General features: G+C 75.5%; 12 protein-coding genes and 1 pseudogene. 1 reads left to right on the plus strand and 12 read right to left on the minus strand.

Annotated elements, in window-relative coordinates:
• Positions 1 to 118 precede the first annotated feature (118 nt).
• The 5 genes from cobC to cobM are packed head-to-tail and all read right to left on the minus strand — an operon-like array spanning position 119 to position 6,033.
• Positions 119 to 1,255, minus strand: a complete 1,137-nt coding sequence (gene cobC / locus K7787_RS09940) for an Rv2231c family histidinol phosphate aminotransferase CobC (protein WP_223001159.1) — start codon at positions 1,253 to 1,255, stop codon at positions 119 to 121.
• Positions 1,245 to 2,165, minus strand: coding sequence for a sirohydrochlorin chelatase (locus K7787_RS09945; protein WP_223001160.1), 921 nt, complete (start codon positions 2,163 to 2,165; stop codon positions 1,245 to 1,247). Before K7787_RS09945 ends, cobC begins: the two co-directional genes overlap by 11 nt.
• A gap of 58 nt (positions 2,166 to 2,223) precedes the next feature.
• Positions 2,224 to 3,930: a precorrin-3B C(17)-methyltransferase gene (gene cobJ / locus K7787_RS09950; protein ID WP_223001161.1), complete on the minus strand. Its 1,707-nt coding sequence runs from the start codon at positions 3,928 to 3,930 to the stop codon at positions 2,224 to 2,226.
• Positions 3,931 to 3,955: 25 nt separating this feature from the next.
• Positions 3,956 to 5,218, minus strand: coding sequence for a precorrin-6y C5,15-methyltransferase (decarboxylating) subunit CbiE (cbiE, locus tag K7787_RS09955; protein WP_223001162.1), 1,263 nt, complete (start codon positions 5,216 to 5,218; stop codon positions 3,956 to 3,958).
• Entirely contained in the window at positions 5,215 to 6,033 is an 819-nt protein-coding gene (cobM, locus tag K7787_RS09960; RefSeq protein WP_164393025.1) for a precorrin-4 C(11)-methyltransferase, read from the minus strand. Before cobM ends, cbiE begins: the two co-directional genes overlap by 4 nt.
• A gap of 95 nt (positions 6,034 to 6,128) precedes the next feature.
• Between cobM and K7787_RS09965 the strand changes: the two genes are divergently transcribed.
• Positions 6,129 to 6,860, plus strand: coding sequence for a ZIP family metal transporter (locus K7787_RS09965; RefSeq protein ID WP_164393027.1), 732 nt, complete (start codon positions 6,129 to 6,131; stop codon positions 6,858 to 6,860).
• Between the two features lie 281 nt (positions 6,861 to 7,141).
• On the opposite strand, the gene cobI is transcribed toward K7787_RS09965, so the two are convergent.
• The 7 genes and pseudogenes from cobI to K7787_RS10000 form a co-directional block, all read right to left on the minus strand.
• Positions 7,142 to 7,873: a precorrin-2 C(20)-methyltransferase gene (gene cobI, locus K7787_RS09970; RefSeq protein ID WP_019982894.1), complete on the minus strand. Its 732-nt coding sequence runs from the start codon at positions 7,871 to 7,873 to the stop codon at positions 7,142 to 7,144.
• Positions 7,870 to 9,402 carry a cobyrinic acid a,c-diamide synthase CobB gene (locus K7787_RS09975; RefSeq protein WP_223001188.1) on the minus strand — a complete coding sequence of 511 codons (1,533 nt, stop codon included), beginning with the start codon at positions 9,400 to 9,402 and terminating at the stop codon, positions 7,870 to 7,872. The genes cobI and K7787_RS09975 overlap by 4 nt, the downstream gene beginning before the upstream one ends.
• Positions 9,403 to 9,541: 139 nt before the next feature.
• A complete protein-coding gene (cobO, locus tag K7787_RS09980) occupies positions 9,542 to 10,141 on the minus strand; it encodes a cob(I)yrinic acid a,c-diamide adenosyltransferase (protein ID WP_223001163.1) in 600 nt (199 codons plus the stop codon).
• The gene (locus K7787_RS09985) at positions 10,141 to 12,165 is read right to left on the minus strand and encodes a putative cobaltochelatase (protein WP_223001164.1); all 2,025 of its coding nucleotides are present in this window, start codon (positions 12,163 to 12,165) and stop codon (positions 10,141 to 10,143) included. The genes cobO and K7787_RS09985 overlap by 1 nt, the downstream gene beginning before the upstream one ends.
• Complete coding sequence (gene cobN / locus K7787_RS09990; RefSeq protein ID WP_223001165.1) at positions 12,162 to 15,815, minus strand: cobaltochelatase subunit CobN; 3,654 nt, start codon at positions 15,813 to 15,815, stop codon at positions 12,162 to 12,164. The genes K7787_RS09985 and cobN overlap by 4 nt, the downstream gene beginning before the upstream one ends.
• Complete coding sequence (locus K7787_RS09995; protein WP_009187931.1) at positions 15,812 to 17,320, minus strand: cobyric acid synthase; 1,509 nt, start codon at positions 17,318 to 17,320, stop codon at positions 15,812 to 15,814. The genes cobN and K7787_RS09995 overlap by 4 nt, the downstream gene beginning before the upstream one ends.
• A 242-nt stretch (positions 17,321 to 17,562) precedes the next feature.
• A pseudogene (locus K7787_RS10000) lies at positions 17,563 to 18,492 on the minus strand (cobalamin biosynthesis protein); the annotation flags it as partial.
• Positions 18,493 to 18,522: the final 30 nt, after the last annotated feature.

Raw genomic sequence — 18,522 nt, forward strand, 5'->3', positions numbered from 1 at the left:
CGGTGGTTCTGCTGGACAAGGTGCCCCTGGGCTCCGCCCCCTCAGCCGGCGCGCAGCGCCATCCCTGCCGAGTCGGGTGGGTGGGCGGGCGGAGAAGGGGTGAGCGAAGGGGCCGCCCCTACTCCGTACCCGAGGACAGTGCACCGTCCAGCGCCGTGAGGAACCCCCGTACCGTCCCCTCGTCCCGCACCGCGAGCCGTAGCCAGTTCTCGTCCAGGCCCGGGAACGTGTCCCCGCGCCGCACCGCGTACCCCAGCTCGCGCAGCCGGCGCCGTACCCCGGCCGCGCCGGGCACCCGCACCAGCACGAACGGCCCCTCGGCCGGCTCCACCACCCGCACCCCGCGTGCGGCGAACGAGGCGAGGCCCGCCACCAGACGGGCCCGGTCCGCCGCGATACGCCGCGCCGCCCGCTCCGCCTCCGCCAGCGCCGCGGGCTCCACACACGCCTCGGCCGCCGCCAGCGCCGGCGTGGACACCGGCCACAACGGCTGCGCCCGCTCCAGCTCGGCGACGACCTCCGGCGCGGCGAGCACGTAGCCGATCCGCAGCCCCGCCAGCCCCCAGGTCTTGGTGAGGCTGCGCAGCACCACCAGCCCGGGCACGTCGGTCCGTCCCGCCAGCGCCTCCCGCTCGCCGGGCACCGCGTCCATGAACGCCTCGTCCACCACCAGCGTCCGCCCCGGCCGGGCCAGCCGGGCGACGGTGTCGGCGGGGTGCAGCACGGAGGTCGGGTTGGTCGGGTTGCCGACCACCACGAGGTCCGCGTCCTCGGGGACGGCCGCCGGATCGAGCCGGAAGCCGTCCGCCGCCCGCAGCAGCACCCGGTCCACGGTGTGCCCGGCGTCCCGCAGCGCGGCCTCCGGCTCGGTGAACTGCGGATGCACGACGACCGGACGCCGTACCTTCAGCGCCCGCGCCAGCAGCACGAACGCCTCCGCCGCCCCCGCCGTCAGCAGCACCCGCCCGGCCGGCAGCCCGTGCCGTGCGGCCACCGCCGCCCGGGCCGCCCGCCCGTCCGGGTAGGCGGCCAGACCGGTGAGTGAGCCGGCGATCCGCTCCCGCAGCCACGCCGGCGGGGTGTGCGCGCGGACGTTCACGGCGAGATCGGTCAACTCCGCGCCGTCGTCCCGTACTTCCGCGTCGCCGTGGTGCCGCAGGTCGTGCCCGCCGGGCGCGCCGCCGCCGTCTCGCGCTGCCGCGTCCCCGTGGCGCGGGGCGGCCTCGCCGCGCGCCGTCCCGTGCTCAGTGCGCATGCGAGTGGCTGTGGCCGCCGTGGTGGTGTCCGTGGTGGTGGCCGTCGTCGTCCGGGTGGAAGTGCGGCTGCTGCGGCAGCCCCACCTTGTCCTCGAAGCCGGGCAGCGCGATCCGGTACACGCACGAGTCGCAGTTCATCCGCAGATCGCCCTCGACCGCCTCCTGGTACCGCTCCATCACCAGGTCCAGCAGCTCCGGCTCCGGACCGATCACGTCCGCCGAGCGCACCTCGGCCTCGGGGTGCGCGGCGGCCCAGTCCGCCGTCTGCCGCCGTACCCGGTCGGGCAGGATGCCGGTGAACAGGAAGTACGGCAGGACCACGATCCGCCGCGCCCCGAGCCGCGCGCACCGGTCCAGCCCGCCGGGCACGTCCGGCGCGGCCAGCGACACGAACGCCGTCTCCACGCCCGCGTAGCCGCGCCCCTCCCACAGCAGCCGCGCCGCCTTGAACACCTCGGCGTTGGCGTCCGGGTCGGTCGAGCCGCGCCCGACCAGCAGCACGGTCACCTCCGAGCGGTCCCCGCCCGTGCCCTCCAACGCCTCGTCGAGCCGCCGTTCCAGCACCCGCAGCAGCGCCGGGTGCGGGCCGAGCGGACGGCCGTAGGTGTACGAGATCCCCGGGTGCCGTTCCTTCTCGCGGGCGAGCGCCGCCGGGATGTCGCCCTTGGCGTGCCCGGCGGACACCAGCATCAGCGGCACGGCGGCGAACCGGCGCACCCCGCGCTCCACCAGTTCGGCGACGGCGTCGCCGAGCGGCGGCGGGGACAGTTCGATGAAGCCGCCCGCGACGGGCAGTTCGGGGCGGCGTTCGCCCAGCTCCCGGACGAAGTCGCGGAACGCCTCGGCTCCGGCGTCGTCCCGGGTGCCATGGCCGGCGATGAGCAGGGCGGGCGGCGTCGGGGTGGTCACAGGGTCTCCTCGGGCGAAGGGTGCGGATCGGTCTGCGGGAAGGGGGAGTCGGGGGCGGTCACCGGGCGTCCTGGCGTGCGCCGCCGTCCTGCCAGCGGTAGCCGCGCGGGGTGACCATGCGGCCCGCGATCTCGCGGGTGGCGGTGTTGCCGACCGTGACGACGGTCATCATGTCGACCGTCGCCGGGTCCAGCTTCGCCAGCGTGGTCAGCCGGGCGGACTCGTCGGGCCGTGAGGCGTTGCGCACGACGCCGACCGGCGTCGTCGGCTTCCGGTGCCCGGCGAGGATCTCCAGCGCCTTGGGCAGCTGCCAGTGGCGGCCGCGCGAGCGCGGGTTGTAGAAGGTGACGACGAGATCTGACTCGGCCGCCGCCCGCACCCGCCGCTCGATGACCTCCCACGGCGTGTGCAGGTCGGACAGGCTGATCGACACATGGTCGTGGCCGAGCGGCGCGCCGAGGACCGCCCCGGCCGCGAGGGCCGCCGTCACCCCCGGCACGCCGACCACGTCGATGTCGTCGGACGCCTCGGCGAGCGCGGGGGAGGCCATGGCGTACACCCCGGCGTCGCCGCTGCCGATCAGCGCCACCGCGTGGCCCTTGCGCGCCTCGGCCACCGCCGTGCGGGCCCGCTCCTCCTCGGCGCCGAGCCCGGACTCCAGCACCCGGGTGCCCGGCCGCAGCAGGTCGCGGATCTGGTCGACGTACTGGTCGAGGCCCACCAGGACGGCGGCGCGCCGCAGTTCGGCCGTCGCGCGCGGGGTCAGCAGGTCGCGCGCGCCGGGTCCGAGCCCGACCACGGCGAGCCGGCCGCGTACGGGCCGCCGTACGACCGCGCAGGTGGCCATCGCGGGCCGCCCGTCCGCCCGCCGCGACTTCCGCTTGGGCACGAGGAGTTCACCGCCGCAGGCGAGCGCGGCGGCCTCCGCGACGGACGGCGTGCCGACGGCGGCGAGCGGCGCGCCGGACGGGTTGGGCACCGCCACCGCCGCCAGCTCCTCGGCGGAGTACGTCACCAGGGGCACGCCCAGCCGCCCGGCCGCCCCGACGATGCCCGGCTCTTCGGACTTGGCGGCCACGGTGGCCAGTTCGGCGACCGAGCGCGCCGACAGCCCGGCCTCGCGCAGCGCCCCCTCGACCAGCTCCAGCACCTCGTCCACCGGCGCGCCCCGGGAGGCGCCCACGCCGACGACGAGGGACGGCGGACGCAACAGCACCTCACCGTCGGCCGGTTGTGCGGCGCGGTCGGTGACCCGGACGACGTACGCCCCCCGGTCGGCGACCGGCAGCGCGGGCAGCGGCCACGACACCTCGGCGTCCAGGCGTACCGGCTCGCCGTCCAGCAACGCCCGCGACACCGCGGCCACATCGCCCTCCACGGGCAGGCCGAGCGTGTCGAGACCGGCCACGCCCACGGAGTCCGTCGCCGTCGTCACCACCGGCTCGGCGCCCAGCAACCCGCCGACCTCGACGGCCAGTTCGTTGGCGCCGCCGCCGTGCCCGCCGACCAGCGACACCGCGAACCGGCCGCCCTCGTCCACGCACACCACGCCCGGGTCGGCGCTCTTGCCGCCCAGCAGCGGCGCGATCAGCCGCACCACCGCACCCGTCGCGAGGAAACACACCAACTGCCCGCACTCGGCGAACGCGGCCCGTACGGCGTCGCCGACGGGCCCGTCGTACACCCGCGTACGGTCCGGCCACGCGGCCGCCAGCCGGTCCCGCGCAGCCGCGCCCGCCGCGGTGGCGGAGATGAGGCCGATCACTGAGCAACTCCTTCTGTGCGGCCGGTCACTGAGCAACTCCTTCTGTGCACGCCGTGGCAGGCGCGGCCCCCTCGGGCCGCGTCCCCCACAGCAGGAAAACGGGATTGGTCGCCGCCAGCCGGGTCACGTCCCCCGGCAGCGGCGCGAGCCGGGAGGACTGCAGCAGCACCCCGTCGCAGTCCAGCCCGGCGGCGGTCAGCGCCCGGCGCGCGTCCGGCACCCGGTCCAGGGCGGCCAGCGCGACGACGACGGTCCGCCGGGCCCGCCGCGCGCACGCCTTGACGATCGCGGGCAGCTCGCGCCCGCCGCCGCCCACGAACACCGCGTCCGGATCGTCGGCCAGCCCCGCCAGCGCCCCGGGCGCCGCGCCGTGCACCACGGTCACGTCCACGCCGTGCGCGACGGCGTTGGCGCGGACCCGCCCGGCCCCGTCGGCCGTCTTCTCGACCGCGACCACGGCCGCGCCGAGCCGCGCGCACTCCACGGCCACCGACCCGGAGCCCGCGCCCACGTCCCACACCAGGTCGCCCAGGCGCGGCCCGAGCCGGGCCAGGGCCAGCGCCCGCACCTCGAACTTGGTGATCATCGAGTCGCGGTGCGCGAACGCGTCCTCGGCCGGTGCCCAGCCCGCGGGGGCGTCTGCCGCGCCGGCCACCGTGCGCACCACGCCCAGCGCCCGCGCCCGGTCCAGACACAGCACCACGCTCACCGCCGGGCCCCAGTCGCGGGCGGCGGCCTCGACGGGCGTGACCGTCTCCACGCGCTCGCGGCCGGGCTCGCCGAGCGCGGACGCCACGACCAGGACCCGGTCGCCCGACGTGCGGGCGAGCGCGGCCCCCAGCTCGGCGGGGCCCGCGCCCGGCCCGGTCAGCACGGCGGTCTTGGGCCGGGCCCGGCACACGTTGACGGCGGTGCGCAGATCCCGGCCGTGCGCGCTCACCACCACCGCGTCGTCCCAGGGCAGCCCGATCCGCGCGAAGGCCGCCGCCACCGAGGAGACGCCCGGCCGCACGTCCAGCAGGTCCGGCCCGAACCGCTCGGCCAGCGCCCGCACGATCCCGAAGAACCCGGGATCGCCGGAGGCCAGCACCACCACCCGCCGCTCCTCGCCGACGTACGCGGCGATGACGTCCAGGGCGGGCGCCAGCGGCCCCAGCACCACCCGTTCGGCGGTGCCGGGCAGCCGTACGGCGTCCAGATGCCGCCGCCCGCCCACCACCAGCTCCGCCCCGGCGAGCAGGCTCTCGTCCGGCGGCGCGCCCGTGCCCGTGCCGACGACCGTGATCATGTGCTCGCACCCCGCGCGCGCAGCGCCTTGCGGGCCTCCGGGTCGGCCTTGCGGTACCCGTGGAAGTGACCCGGGTGGTACAGGTGCGAACGGGTGCCGTGCGCGCCGAGCGCCGGGCCGACCAGGAAGAGCGTGTGCTTCCAGAGCTTGTGCTCCTTGACCGTCTCCTCCAGCGTCCCGATCGTGCACCGCACGACCAGCTCCTCCGGCCAGGTCGCCTGGTACGCCACGACGACCGGCGTGGACGTCGGATAGCCGCCCTCCAGCAGCTCCCGCACCAGCTGCCCGCTGCGGGCCGCCGACAGGAACACCGCCATGGTGGTGCCGTGCCGGGCGAACTCGCGGACCTCCTCGCCGGGCGGCATCGGCGTCTTGCCGCCGCCCAGCCGGGTCAGCACCACCGACTGCGCCACCTCGGGAATGGTCAGCTCGCGCCGGGCGAGCGCGGCGACCGCGGAGAACGACGAGACGCCGGGGACGACCTCCGTCTCGATGCCGAGCGCGTCGCACCGGTCCAGCTGCTCCTGCGTACCGCCCCACAGCGCCGGGTCGCCGGAGTGGATCCGGGCCACCTTCAGGCCTTCGGCGCGGGCCCGCTCGTACACGGCGACGACGTCCTCCAGGGACATGGTCGCCGAGTCCAGGATCTCCGCGTCCTCGCGCGCGTGTTCGAGGACCTCGGCCTGGACCAGGCTGGCCGCCCAGATCACGACGTCGGCCTCGGCGATCGCGCGGGCGGCGCGGAACGTCAGCAGGTCGGCGGCGCCGGGACCGGCGCCGACGAAGGTCACCTTGCCGGGGGTGGCAGCGGCCATGGGGTCAGGTCCTTCCGTACGGAATGTCATGGTGTGCGGGGGTCGGCGAATGGCCGGATGTGCGCGAACGGGGGTTGATCGGATAGCAAGGGCACATGGCGGTCTTCGTCGCGCTCGGCGCGTTCCTGATGACGCTGGCCGGCGGCTGGACGGCACAGCGGGTGACCGATCGTCGCCACCTGGTCCTCGGACTGGCCGGCGGCCTGATGCTGGGCGTGGTCGGCCTGGACCTGCTGCCCGAGGCGCTGCACGCCGCGGGCCGCGAGGTGTTCGGCGTACCGGCCGCCCTGCTGCTGTTCGTGGCCGGTTTCCTCCTGGCCCACCTGGTGGAACGGCTGCTCGCCGCCCGCCAGGCCGCGCACGGCGGCGCCGAGAACCACAACCACCGCGCGCCCGAGGTGGGCCTCACCGCGGCGGCGGCCATGGTCGGTCACAGCGCCATGGACGGCGTGGCGATCGGCGCGGCCTTCCAGGTGGGCGGCGGCATGGGCGCGGCGGTCGCGCTCGCCGTGATCGCCCACGACTTCGCCGACGGCTTCAACACCTTCACCCTCACCCGCCTGTACGGCAACGCGCGCCGCAAGGCCGTCGCGATGCTCGTCGCCGACGCCCTGGCCCCGCTCGTGGGCGCGGCCTCGACCGCCTTCATCAGCATCCCGGAGTGGTTCCTCGGCGGCTATCTCGGCCTCTTCGGCGGCGTACTGCTCTACCTCGCCGCCGCCGAGATCCTCCCCGAGGCCCACCACGAACACCCGGCCCGCTCCACCCTGCTGTGCACGGTCGCCGGGGTGGCGTTCATATGGCTGGTGGTGGGCCTGGCGGCGTGAGGCGGGGCGGTGGTGGTCGGTGCGGCCGGGTGACGTGGGGCGGTGGTGGTGGTCGGTCGCGCCGTCTGGCACGGACCGGCGGCCACCCCGGCCGTCTGGCACGGACCGGCGGCCACCGGCCGGGTGGTCCGGGGCATGCCGGTGGCGGCCGTCCTGGCTGCCCGACGCGTTCGGATGGCGACCTGCCTGGTCGCCCGACGCGTTCGGATGGCGACCGGCCCGGCCGCCCGACGCGTTCCGGCGGCGGTCGGGCGCGTGGCCCGGCCGAGGGCGGGCACCGCTCACAGCTTGCCGCCCCGTCCGCCGGTGCGCCGGGCCGGCGCGATGAGCGTGGAGAGGTACGGCAGGGGAGCGCCGTCCAGCTCGCCGGCCGGCCGGATTGACTCCTCCGGCAGCCCGAGGGCCGAACCCCACACCGCGTCCTCGATCCGCCCGCTATCCCGCAGGGCCTCGGCGACCTCCCGCGCCTGCCGCCCGAACTTGTACGCGACGACCGTGCCCGGCCCGTTCAGCGCGTCCTTGAGCACGGCGGCGCCCGCCGTCACCGGCACCAGCGTCAGCGGCTCGGTCCCCTCGGTGAGCACCGCTCCCGAGCGCGCCGCCAGATCCTGCATGGCGGTGATGCCGGGCACGGTCTCCACCGCGACCCCGGGCACCAGCTCGGCGACGGTCTGCGCGAGATACGTGAACGTCGAATACACGTTCGGGTCACCGATGGTGGCGAACGCCACCGACCCGTGCGCCCGCAGCAGCGCGGCGACCCGTTCCCCGGCCGCGTCCCAGGCCGCCTCGCGACGCGCCCGGTCACTGCGCTCGTTCAGCGCGAACACCACCCGGACGACCTTCTCCGCGGCCACGTAGTGCAGCACGGTCGCCTCCGCGCGCCCGCGCTCCCCGGTGTCCATCACGGGCACCACCACGACCTCGGCCGCGCGCAGCGCGTTCACGCCCTTCACGGTCACCAGCTCCGGATCGCCGGGACCGACCCCTACTCCGACCAGCCTGCTGCTCATGACGTCCGGCACCTCTCGACGAACCGACGGGCGACACCGGGCGCGCCGGCCCAGTGCGTGTGGAGATAACTGGCGTGCACATTGCGCTGCACGAAGCCTTCGACCCGCCGCTCGGGCGCGTGCAGCCCCCAGGCGGGCGCCGCGGCCCCCGACCCCGCGCCGGGCTCGACGACGGTCCGGTGGAACTCGTGGCCGCGCATCCGCCGGCCGGCCGCGGCGAGCACGCTGTCGCCGACGGCCACGGCCTCCCGGTACCCGAGGGTGAGCCGCCCGGTCATCCGCGCGGAGGCGTCCAGCACCCCGCACATCGGCCGACCGTCCAGCTCCCGGCACAGGTACAGCAGCCCCGCGCACTCGGCCGCGACGGGCGCCCCGCTCAGGGCGAGCCCGGCGACGGCCTCGCGCAGCGCCTCGTTGGCGGACAGCTCGGCGGCGTACACCTCCGGGAACCCGCCCCCGACGACCAGCCCCCGCGTCCCCTCGGGCAGTGCCTCGTCCCGCAACGGATCGAACACCACGACCTCGGCCCCGGCCGCGGTGAGCAACTCGGCGTGCTCGGCATAGGAAAAGGTGAAGGCGGCGCCACCGGCAACGGCAACGGTGACTTTGGAACTCCGGCCGGTTTCCTCCAGCCCGTCCGGCGTTTGAGGACGAGGCCGTTCAGGCCGATTCGGGGGTCCGGGGGCGGAGCCCCCGGGGTTGGGAACGGGAAGGGGCGGCGGGGGCGAGAACCCTCCGGCGTCCCGAGCCGCACCTTCACCGGCCTCCCCAGCCGTAACCGCCGCAACGGCCTCCCAAGCCGCACACGACAACACCCCCGCACCCCGCGCCAGCGCGACCAACGCCTCCAGATCGCACCCCGCGGCCACCTGCGCCCCCATCGCCGCCACCGCCTCCACCGCGGCCGACCGACGCTCGGCGACCGGCACCAGCCCCAGATGCCGAGCCGGAGTGTCCACCTGCGGCGCCCGCCGCAACACCCCCAGCACCGGCACCCCCACGGCCTCCAGCGCCTCCCGCAACAACGCCTCGTGCCGGTCCGAGGCGACCTTGTTGAGGATCACGCCCCCGACCCGCACCTCCGGGTCCCACGTCACGAACCCGTGCACCAACGCCGCCACCGACCGCGACTGCGAAGAGGCGTCCACCACCAGCACCACCGGCGCCCGCAGCAGCTTCGCCACCTGCGCCGTGGACGCCAGCTCCCCCTGCCCGGCGGCCCCGTCGTACAGCCCCATCACACCCTCGACCACCGCGATGTCGCACCCGCGCGCCCCGTGCAGGAACAGCGGCCCGATCAGCTCGGGTCCGCACAGGTACGCGTCCAGGTTGCGCCCCACCCGCCCGGTGGCGAGCGCGTGGTAGCCGGGGTCGATGTAGTCCGGCCCCACCTTGTGCGGGGACACGGCGAACCCGCGCCCGGCGAGCGCGGCCATCAGCCCCGTCGCGACGGTGGTCTTGCCGCTGCCGGAGGACGGCGCGGCGATCACCAGCCGCGGCACGGACGCGACGCCGGCCCCGGACGGCACGGCGGCCGAACCGGACGACGCGACGGAGGCCGAACCGGACGGCACGGCAGCGGTCGAACCGGACGGCACAGCGGAGGCCGAACCGGACGACGCGACGGCGGCCGAGGAACCGGCGGCAGCGGGAGAGTTCAGCACGACGTCACCACTCGATGCCCCGCTGGCCCTTCTGCCCCACGTCCATGGGGTGCTTCACCTTGGACATGTCGGTGACGAGATCGGCGAACTCCACCAGCTGTTCCGGCGCGTTGCGCCCGGTGATGACGACGTGCTGGGTCCCGGGCCGCGCCCGCAGCACCTCGACCACCTCGTCGGTGTCCACCCACCCCCAGTGCATCGGGTACGCGAACTCGTCCAGCACGTACAGCCGGTACGTCTCGGCGGCCAGATCCCGCTTGACCTGCTCCCAGCCCTCGCGGGCCTTGGCCTCGTTGTCCATCTGGGCGTCCCGCTGCACCCACGACCAGCCCTCGCCCATCTTGTGCCAGTCCACCAAGCCGCCCTGCCCGGACGCCCCCAGCACCCTGAGCGCGTTCTCCTCGCCGACCTTCCACTTCGCCGACTTGACGAACTGGAACACCCCGATCGGCCAGCCCTGGTTCCAGGCGCGCAGCGCCAGCCCGAAGGCGGCGGTGGACTTGCCCTTGCCGATCCCGGTGTGCACGACCACGAGCGGCCGGTTGCGCCGCTGACGCGTCGTCAGCCCGTCCTCCGGTACGACGCTCGGCTGCCCCTGCGGCATTACGCGGCCCTCCTCGAAGTCCCCTGCACATCCCTGACCAGACCGGCGATCGAGTCGGCCCGCAGCTCGTCCAACGTCACCGCCGTACCGCCCAGTTCACCGGCGAGCTGCCCGGCGAGCCCGAGCCGCACCGGCCCCGACTCGCAGTCCACGACCACCGACGCGACCCCCTCGGCCGCGAACAGCCGCGCCGCCCGCCCCGCGAGCGCCACCGGCTCGGGGCCGCCTGTCGCCCGCCCGTCGGTCACCACGACCACCAGCGCCCGCCGCGCGGGGTCCCGCAGCCGCTCCACCCGCAGCACCTCGTGCGCCCGCAGCAGCCCGGCCGCCAGCGGCGTACGGCCGCCCGTCGGCAGCGACTCAAGGCGGACCGCCGCCGCGTCCACGGACGAGGTCGGCGGCAGCGCGACCTGCGCGTCCCGGCCGCGGAACGTCACCAGCCCCACCTTGTCCCGCCGCTGGTAGGCGTCCAGCAGCAGCGACAGCACGGCGCCCTTCACGGCGCTCATCCGCTGCCGCGCCGCCATCGAACCGGAGGCGTCCACCACGAACAGCACGAGGTTGCCCTCGCGCCCCTCCCGCGTCGCCTGCCGCAGATCGTCCCGGCGCACGACCAGCCCCGGACCGCTGCGCCCCCGCGCCCGCTGGTGCGGGGCGGCGGCCTGCACGGTCGCCGCCAGGTGCAGCTTGGTCAGCGCGCCGCGCGGACGCCGCGCGCCGGTCGTCCGGCCGTGCTCGGTCCGCGCCCGCGAACGCCGCCCGGCGGCCCCTTCGCCGATGCCCGGAACGCTGAGCACCTTGGTGCGGAACGGCTCCGCCGCCCGCGCCGGCGCCTGCTCGCCGCCGCCCGCCCCGGACGGCCGCTGCTCCCCGTCCTCACCGGCCTCCGGCCGCGCCGCGGCGTCATCGCCCCGCGGACCGCCGTCGTCCGGCTCGGGCCGCCCGCCGCCACCGCCGGGCCCGTCCGGACCGGGGTCGGGCTCGTCGTCCCCGTCCCCGCCGTCCCCGTCGTCCCCGGCGAACTGCTCCAGCGTCTCGTCGAGCTTGTCCTCGTCCAGACCGGGCGCGTCGAAGGGGTTGCGCCGCCGCCGGTGCGGGAGCGCCAGCAGCGCGGCCTGCCGCACGTCCTCGGCGAGCACGTCGGTCCGCCCGGCCCACGCGGCCAGCGCCGTCGCCGTACGCGCCATCACGATGTCGGCGCGCATGCCGTCCACCTCGAAGGCCGCGCACGTCGCCGCGATCTGCCGCAGCGCCCCGTCACCGAGCCGCACCTGCGGCAGCAACTCCCGTGCGGCGACGATGCGTTGCCGCACCGCGGCCTCCTCGTCGGCCCAGCGCGCGGCGAACCCGGCCGGATCGTCGTCGTAGGCGAGCCGCCGGCGCACGACCTCCACCCGCTGGTCGGGCTCGCGCGAGGCGGCGACCTCGACGGTCAGCCCGAAGCGGTCCAGCAACTGCGGCCGCAGCTCGCCCTCTTCGGGGTTCATGGTCCCGACGAGCAGGAACCGCGCGGCATGCCGCACGGACACGCCCTCGCGCTCGACGTACGAGGCGCCCATGGCCGCCGCGTCGAGCAGCAGGTCGACCAAGTGGTCGTGCAGGAGGTTGACTTCGTCGACGTAGAGGATGCCCCGGTGGGCGTCGGCGAGCAGGCCGGGCTCGAACGCCTTGACGCCCTCGGCGAGCGCCCGCTCGATGTCGAGCGCGCCGACCAGCCGGTCCTCGGAGGCGCCGACCGGCAGCTCGACCATCCGCGCCGGCCGCGACTCGAACGCCCCCGGCTCGTGCGGCCCGTCCGGGCACGCGGGGTCGGGCGCGTCCGGGTCGCAGGAGAAACGGCACCCGGAGACGACGTCCACCGCCGGCAGCAGCGCCGAGAGCGCCCGCACGGCCGTGGACTTCGCGGTGCCCTTCTCGCCGCGCACCAGCACACCGCCGACCGCCGGGGAGACGGCGTTCAGCAGCAGCGCCAGCCGCAGATCGTCCTGACCGACGACGGCCGTGAACGGAAACGGGGTACTCACTTCTGGTCGTCCTCCAAGTCGCCCTCGAGCTCCAGATAGGTGGCGCGCAGCCGCTCCAGCGTGTCCGCGTCCGGCTCCGCCCACAGCCCCCGGTCCGCCGCCTCCAGGAGCCGTTCCGTGATGCCGCGCAGCGCCCACGGGTTGGACTTCTTCATGAAGTCCCGGTTCTCCGCGTCGAAGACGTACTCGGCGCTGAGCTTCTCGTACATCCAGTCGTCCACCACGCCCGCCGTGGCGTCGTAGCCGAAGAGGTAGTCGACCGTGGCCGCCATCTCGAAGGCGCCCTTGTAGCCGTGCCGGCGCATGGCCGCCATCCAGCGCGGGTTGACCACGCGGGCGCGGAACACCCGGTGCGTCTCCTCGCCCAGCGTGCGGGTCTTGACCTGGTCGGGTGTCGCCGAGTCGCCGACGTACGCCTCCGGGGACTCCCCGGTGAGGTGTCGGACCATCGCCACCATGCCGCCGTGGTACTGGAAGTAGTCGTCGGCATCAGCGATGTCATGTTCTCTCGTGTCGACGTTCTTCGCCGCCACCGCGATCCGCCGGAACGCCGTCTCCATGTCGCCGCGCGCCGCCCGCCCGTCGAGCCCGCGCCCGTAGGCGTAACCGCCCCACACCGCGTACACCTCGGCGAGGTCCGCGTCCGAGCGCCAGTTGCGGGCGTCGATCAGCGGCAGCAGGCCCGCGCCGTACGCGCCCGGCTTGGAGCCGAAGATCCGGGCCGTGGCACGCCGCCGGTCGCCGTGCTCGGCGGTGTCCTCGTCGGCGTGCGCGCGTACGTAGTTGGACTCGGCGGGCTCCTCCAGCTCGGCCACCGCCCGCACCGCGTCGTCGATCAGCCCGACGACGTGCGGGAACGCGTCCCGGAAGAAGCCGGAGATGCGGACCGTGACGTCGATGCGCGGCCGGCCCAGCTCCTCCAGCGGCACCACCTCGAACCCGGTCACCCGGCGCGAGGCGTCGTCCCACACCGGGCGGCACCCCAGCAGCGCGAGGATCTCGGCGATGTCGTCGCCCTGGGTGCGCATCGCGGAGGTGCCCCACACGGTGAGGCCGACGGACTTCGGGTACGCGCCGGTGTCGGTCAGGTACCGCTGCACCAGCGAGTCCGCCAGCGACTGGCCGACCTCCCAACTCAGCCTGGACGGAATCGCCTTGGGGTCGACGGAGTAGAAGTTGCGGCCGGTCGGCAGGACGTTGACCAGGCCGCGGGTCGGCGAGCCGGACGGACCGGCCGGGACGTAACCGCCGTCCAGCGCCCGCAGGATGTGCCCGATCTCGTCCGTGGTGCGGGCGAGCCGCGGTACGACCTCGGTGCAGGCGAACTCCAGCACCGCGACCGCCTCGGGCAGTTCGGCGCCCAGCACCTCCCGCACCAGGGCGGCGCCGTCGGCCGCCGCCCAGCCGCGCTCCTCCATGCCCTCCGCGATCCGCCGGCACAGCTGCTCCAGCAGGTCGATCGCGTCGGCGGCCGACCGCGCCGGCCCCTCCACCAGGTCCGTCAGCTCCACCGGGACCTTCACCGGGGCGCCCGGCTCGGCCAGCAACTCCTTCTCCACCAGCCCGAAATGGGCGGCGAGCGAGGCCCGCAGACCGGGCAGCGCGTTGGCCTGGCCGCCCCACACCTGGGAGGCGCGCAGCACCGCGAGAACCAGGTTCACCCGGGGCTCGCCGACCGGCCCGCCGCCGAGGATGTGCAGGCCGTCGCGGATCTGCACGTCCTTGATCTCGCACAGATAGCCGTCGATGTGCATGACGAACTCGTCGAACGCCTCGTCGTCCGGCTGCTCGTTCACGTGCAGGTCGTGATGCAGCTCGGCGGCCTTGACCAGCGTCCAGATCTGGGCGCGGACGGCCGGGGCCTTGGCCGGGTCCAGGTCGGAGACGAGGGCGTACTCGTCCAGGAGCTGTTCCAGCTTGGCCAGGTCGCCGTAGGTGTCGGCGCGGGCCATCGGCGGGACGAGGTGGTCGACCACGGTGGCGTGGCCGCGCCGCTTGGCCTGGGTGCCCTCGCCCGGGTCGTTGACGATGAACGGGTAGATCAGCGGGAGTTCGCCGAGGACCGCGTCCGGGGCGCACCCCGCGCTCAGACCGAGGCCCTTGCCCGGCAGCCACTCCATCGTGCCGTGCTTGCCCATGTGCACGATCGCGTCCGCGCCGAAACTGTTGTCCAGCCAGCGGTAGGCCGCCAAGTAGTGGTGGGAGGGCGGCATGTCGGGGTCGTGGTAGATCGCGATGGGGTTCTCGCCGAAGCCGCGCGGCGGCTGGATCATCACGACGACGTTCCCGAACCGCAGGGAGGCGAGCACGATGTCCTCGCCGTCGACGTACAGGGAGCCCGGCGGCTCGCCCCACGCCTCGGTCATCGCCTCGCGCAGCTCCGGGTCGAGCCGCGCGAACCACGCCTGATAGTCGGCGAGGGGCACGCGCGCGGGCGCGGCGGCGAGCTGCTCCTCGGTCAGCCACTCCACGTCGTGGCCGCCGGCCTCGATCAGCCGGTGGATCAACTCGTCGCCGTGGTCCGGGTATTCGGTCAGCGCGTACCCGGCGTCGCGCAACGCGTCCAGGACGCGTACCGCGGAGGCGGGGGTGTCGAGGCCGACCGCGTTGCCGACGCGGGAGTGCTTGGTCGGGTAGGCGGTGAAGACGAGGGCGACCTTCTTCTCGGCGTTCGGCTTGTGCCCGAGGCGGGCGTGCCGTACGGCGATCCCGGCGACGCGGGCGGCCCGCTCGGGGTCGGCGACGTACACCGGCACGTCGTCCGGGCCCTGTTCCTTGAAGGAGAACGGGACGGTGATCAGCCGCCCGTCGAACTCGGGGATCGCGACCTGCATCGCCGCGTCCATCGGCGACAGGGCGGCGTCCGACCCGTCCCAGGCGGCCCGCGAGGACGTGAGGCAAAGCCCTTGCAGAACGGGGATGTTCAGGTCGGCGAGCGCGCCGATGTCCCAGGCCTCCTCGTCGCCGCCGGCCGACGCCTGCGAGGCGTGCGTGCCGCCGGCCGCGAGCACGGTGGCGACGAGTGCGTCCGTCCCGGCCAGCAGCTCGTACAGGGCCGGGTCGGCGCCGCGCAGCGAACCGCAGTACACCGGCAGGGCGTTGGCGCCGTGCGTCTCGATCGCCTCGCACAGGGTGTCCACGAAGGCGGTGTTGCCGCTGAGTTCGTGGGCGCGGTAGAAGAGCACGCCGACGGTGGGCCGGCCCGGCGTGAGGGCGCGGTCGCCGTGGACGCCGAACTCCGGCATCTTCCGGGGCTCCTCGAAGCCCTCGCCGGTCAGCAGCACCGTGTCGGACAGGAACCGGGCCAGCTCGGTGAGGTTGGCGGGGCCGCCCTCGACGAGGTAGCGCAGCGCCTCGGCCACCACACCGGCCGGGACGGACGACTCGGCCATCAGCTCCGCGTCCGGCACGGTCTCGCCGCCCAGCAGCACGGTCGGCACCCCGGACGCCTTCAGGGCCGCCAGCCCGTCCTCCCAGGCCCGCTTGCCGCCGAGCAGCCGTACGACGGCGATGTCCGCGCCGTCCAGCAGCGCGGGCAGCTCGGCGGCCACGTCCACGCGGGTCGGGTTGCCGATCCGGTAGGCCGCGCCGGAGGCCCGGGCCGCCAGGAGATCGGTGTCGGCGGTCGACAACAACAACACTGTGCTCATGCGGGCGCTCCCGGTGGGATGAAGGGCAGTCCTTGCGGCGCGCCGGACTCGATGAGCCGCCACAGCGCGTCCGTGTCCGCGTGCTGTTCGATGAGGTCGCCGAGCCGGTCGAGCTGCTCCTCGCGCAGCGCGGCGAACGAGGTGTCGGGCGCGGGGGTGAAGCGGCGGCCCGCGGCGGCGGCCACCTCGCGCAGGAAGGCGCGCCGGAAGCCGTCCGACTCCAGCGAGCCGTGCCAGTGGGTGCCCCACACGGCGCCGACCCGGCAGCCGTCCAGGAAGGGTTCGCCGCCTTCGACGGTGGCCACCCCGTGGTGGATCTCGTACCCCTCGACCGGCTCGCCGAGGGCGTGCCCGGACGGCCGGGTGAGGGTCTTCTCGCGGGCGAACCGCACCCGCACGGGCAGCAGTCCGAGGCCCGCGACCGCGCCGGCGCGCGACTCGACGTCGTCCTCGATGCGCTCGCCGAGGATCTGGAAGCCGCCGCAGACGCCGAGCACCGGCCGCCCCTCGGCGGCCCGGCGGACCAGGGCGTCGGCGAGGCCCCGCTCGCGCAGCCAGCGCAGCGCGCGGACCGTGCCGCGGGTGCCGGGGACCACGACCAGGTCCGCGTCGGCCAGTTCCTCCGGGCGGTCCACGAACCGCACCACGACGCCCGGTTCGGCGGCCAGCGCGTCCACGTCGGTGAAGTTGGACATCAGCGGGATCGCGCAGACCGCGACGCGCAGCACGTCCTCGCCGACCGGCGCCGCGACGACGGACTCCCGCACGGCGCCGCGCAGGGAGACCCGGAGGCCGTCCTCCTCGTCGATGCCGAGCCCGTGCCGGAACGGCAGCACGCCGTAGGTGTGCCGGCCGGTCAGCCCGTGCAGCATGTCGAGGCCGGGTTCGAGCAGCGAGACGTCGCCGCGGAACTTGTTGACGAGGAACCCGGCGACCAGTTCCTGGTCCTCGGGGGACAGCAGGGCGAGGGTGCCGAAGAAGGAGGCGAAGACGCCGCCGCGGTCGATGTCGCCGACGACGAGCACCGGCAGCCGCGCGCCGCGCGCGATGCCCATGTTGACGATGTCGGTCCGGCGCAGGTTGATCTCCGCCGGGCTGCCCGCCCCCTCACAGATCACCGCGTCATACGTGCCCCGCAGCTCGGCCAGGCAGTCCAGCACGGTGCCCAGGAGCTTCTGCTGCCGCCCGCCGTGGTAGCCGCGGGCGCTCAGCTCGCCGACCGGCTTGCCGAGCAGCACCACCTGGCTGCTCTGCTCGCCGCCCGGCTTGAGCAGCACCGGGTTCATCAGCGCGGTCGGCTCGATCCGGCACGCCTGCGCCTGCATGGCCTGCGCGCGGCCGATCTCGGCGCCCTCGCGGGTGACGAAGGAGTTCAGGGACATGTTCTGCGCCTTGAACGGCGCGACCTTGACGCCCTGGCGGACCAGCCACCGGCAGATCCCGGCGGTGACGACGCTCTTCCCGGCGTCGGAGGTGGTGCCGGCGACGAGCAGACCGCCGCTCATGAGGTACGTCCCTTCGTCGCGGGGGTGCGGGGGAGACGGCCGCCGTTCGGCGCTGCGGCCGCGGGGCGGCTGCCGTTCGGCGGGGCGGCCGGGAGACGGCCGCCGTTCGACGCGGCGGCCGGGAGGGGGCTGCCGTTCGACGGGACGGCCGGGAGGCGGCTGTCCTTCCGCCGAGTGCGCGCGGGGCGCGGGCTGTCGGGCGGCGTCGCGAGGCCGCGGCCGTTCTTCAGCGAGGTGAGGAGACGGCCGCCCAGGAGGCGTGCGCCGGCGCAGACGCCGAGCGCGAGCCAGCTCACGCGCCGGGAGAGGCGTACGGCCCGGTCGATGTCCCCCACCTGGACGGCGCGCCCGTCGCCGTTGAGCACCGGGCGGTGCTCCACGCGCCCCCCGTACGACAGGGTGCCGCCCAGCCGCACGCCGAGCGCGCCCGCGAACGAGGCCTCGACCGGACCGGCGTTGGGGCTCGGGTGCCTGTCGGCGTCTTCGCGCCAGGCCCGCAGGGCGCCGCGCGGATCGCCGCCGGCCACGGTGGCCAGGACGGCGGTCAGCCGCGCGCCCGGCCAGCCGGCCACGTCGTCCAGCCGGGCGGAGGCCCAGCCGTAGCGGCGGTGGCGGGGCGACTTGTGGCCGACCATCGCGTCGAGCGTGTTGACCGCCCGGAACCCGAGGAGCCCCGGCACGCCCGCGACGGCGCCCCAGACGAGCGCGCCGACCACCGCGTCGGAGGTGTTCTCGGCGACCGACTCGACCACGGCGCGGGCGATCCCGTCGGCGTCCAGCGCCTGCGGATCGCGCCCGCACAGGTGCGGCAGCCGGGCCCGGGCGGCCTCGACGTCGCCGGACTCCAGGGCTCGCCCGATGGCGCGGGCCTCGCGGGCGAGCGACGTGCCGCCCACGACGGACCAGGTGGCGATGCCGGTCAGCGCGGCGGAGGCGGTGGGGGAGGTGCGGACGGCGCGGGCGGCGACGACGCCGAGCGCGGCGGCGCCGCCCGCGCACACGGCGGTGTGCAGGGCGCCCCACCCGCGGTGGTCCCGCCACAGCACGCGTTCCACGGCGCCCGCGGCACGGCCGAACGCGGCGACCGGGTGCCCGCGGCGCGGATCGCCGAGGAGGAGGTCGCCGAGGAGGCCGGCGGCGGCGCCGTACGCGAAGACGCGATCGGCACCCATCGGGTCAGCCCGCCGCGGGGGCGGTCAGGG

Source organism: Streptomyces sennicomposti, from assembly GCF_019890635.1.
GTDB lineage: Bacteria > Actinomycetota > Actinomycetes > Streptomycetales > Streptomycetaceae > Streptomyces > Streptomyces sennicomposti.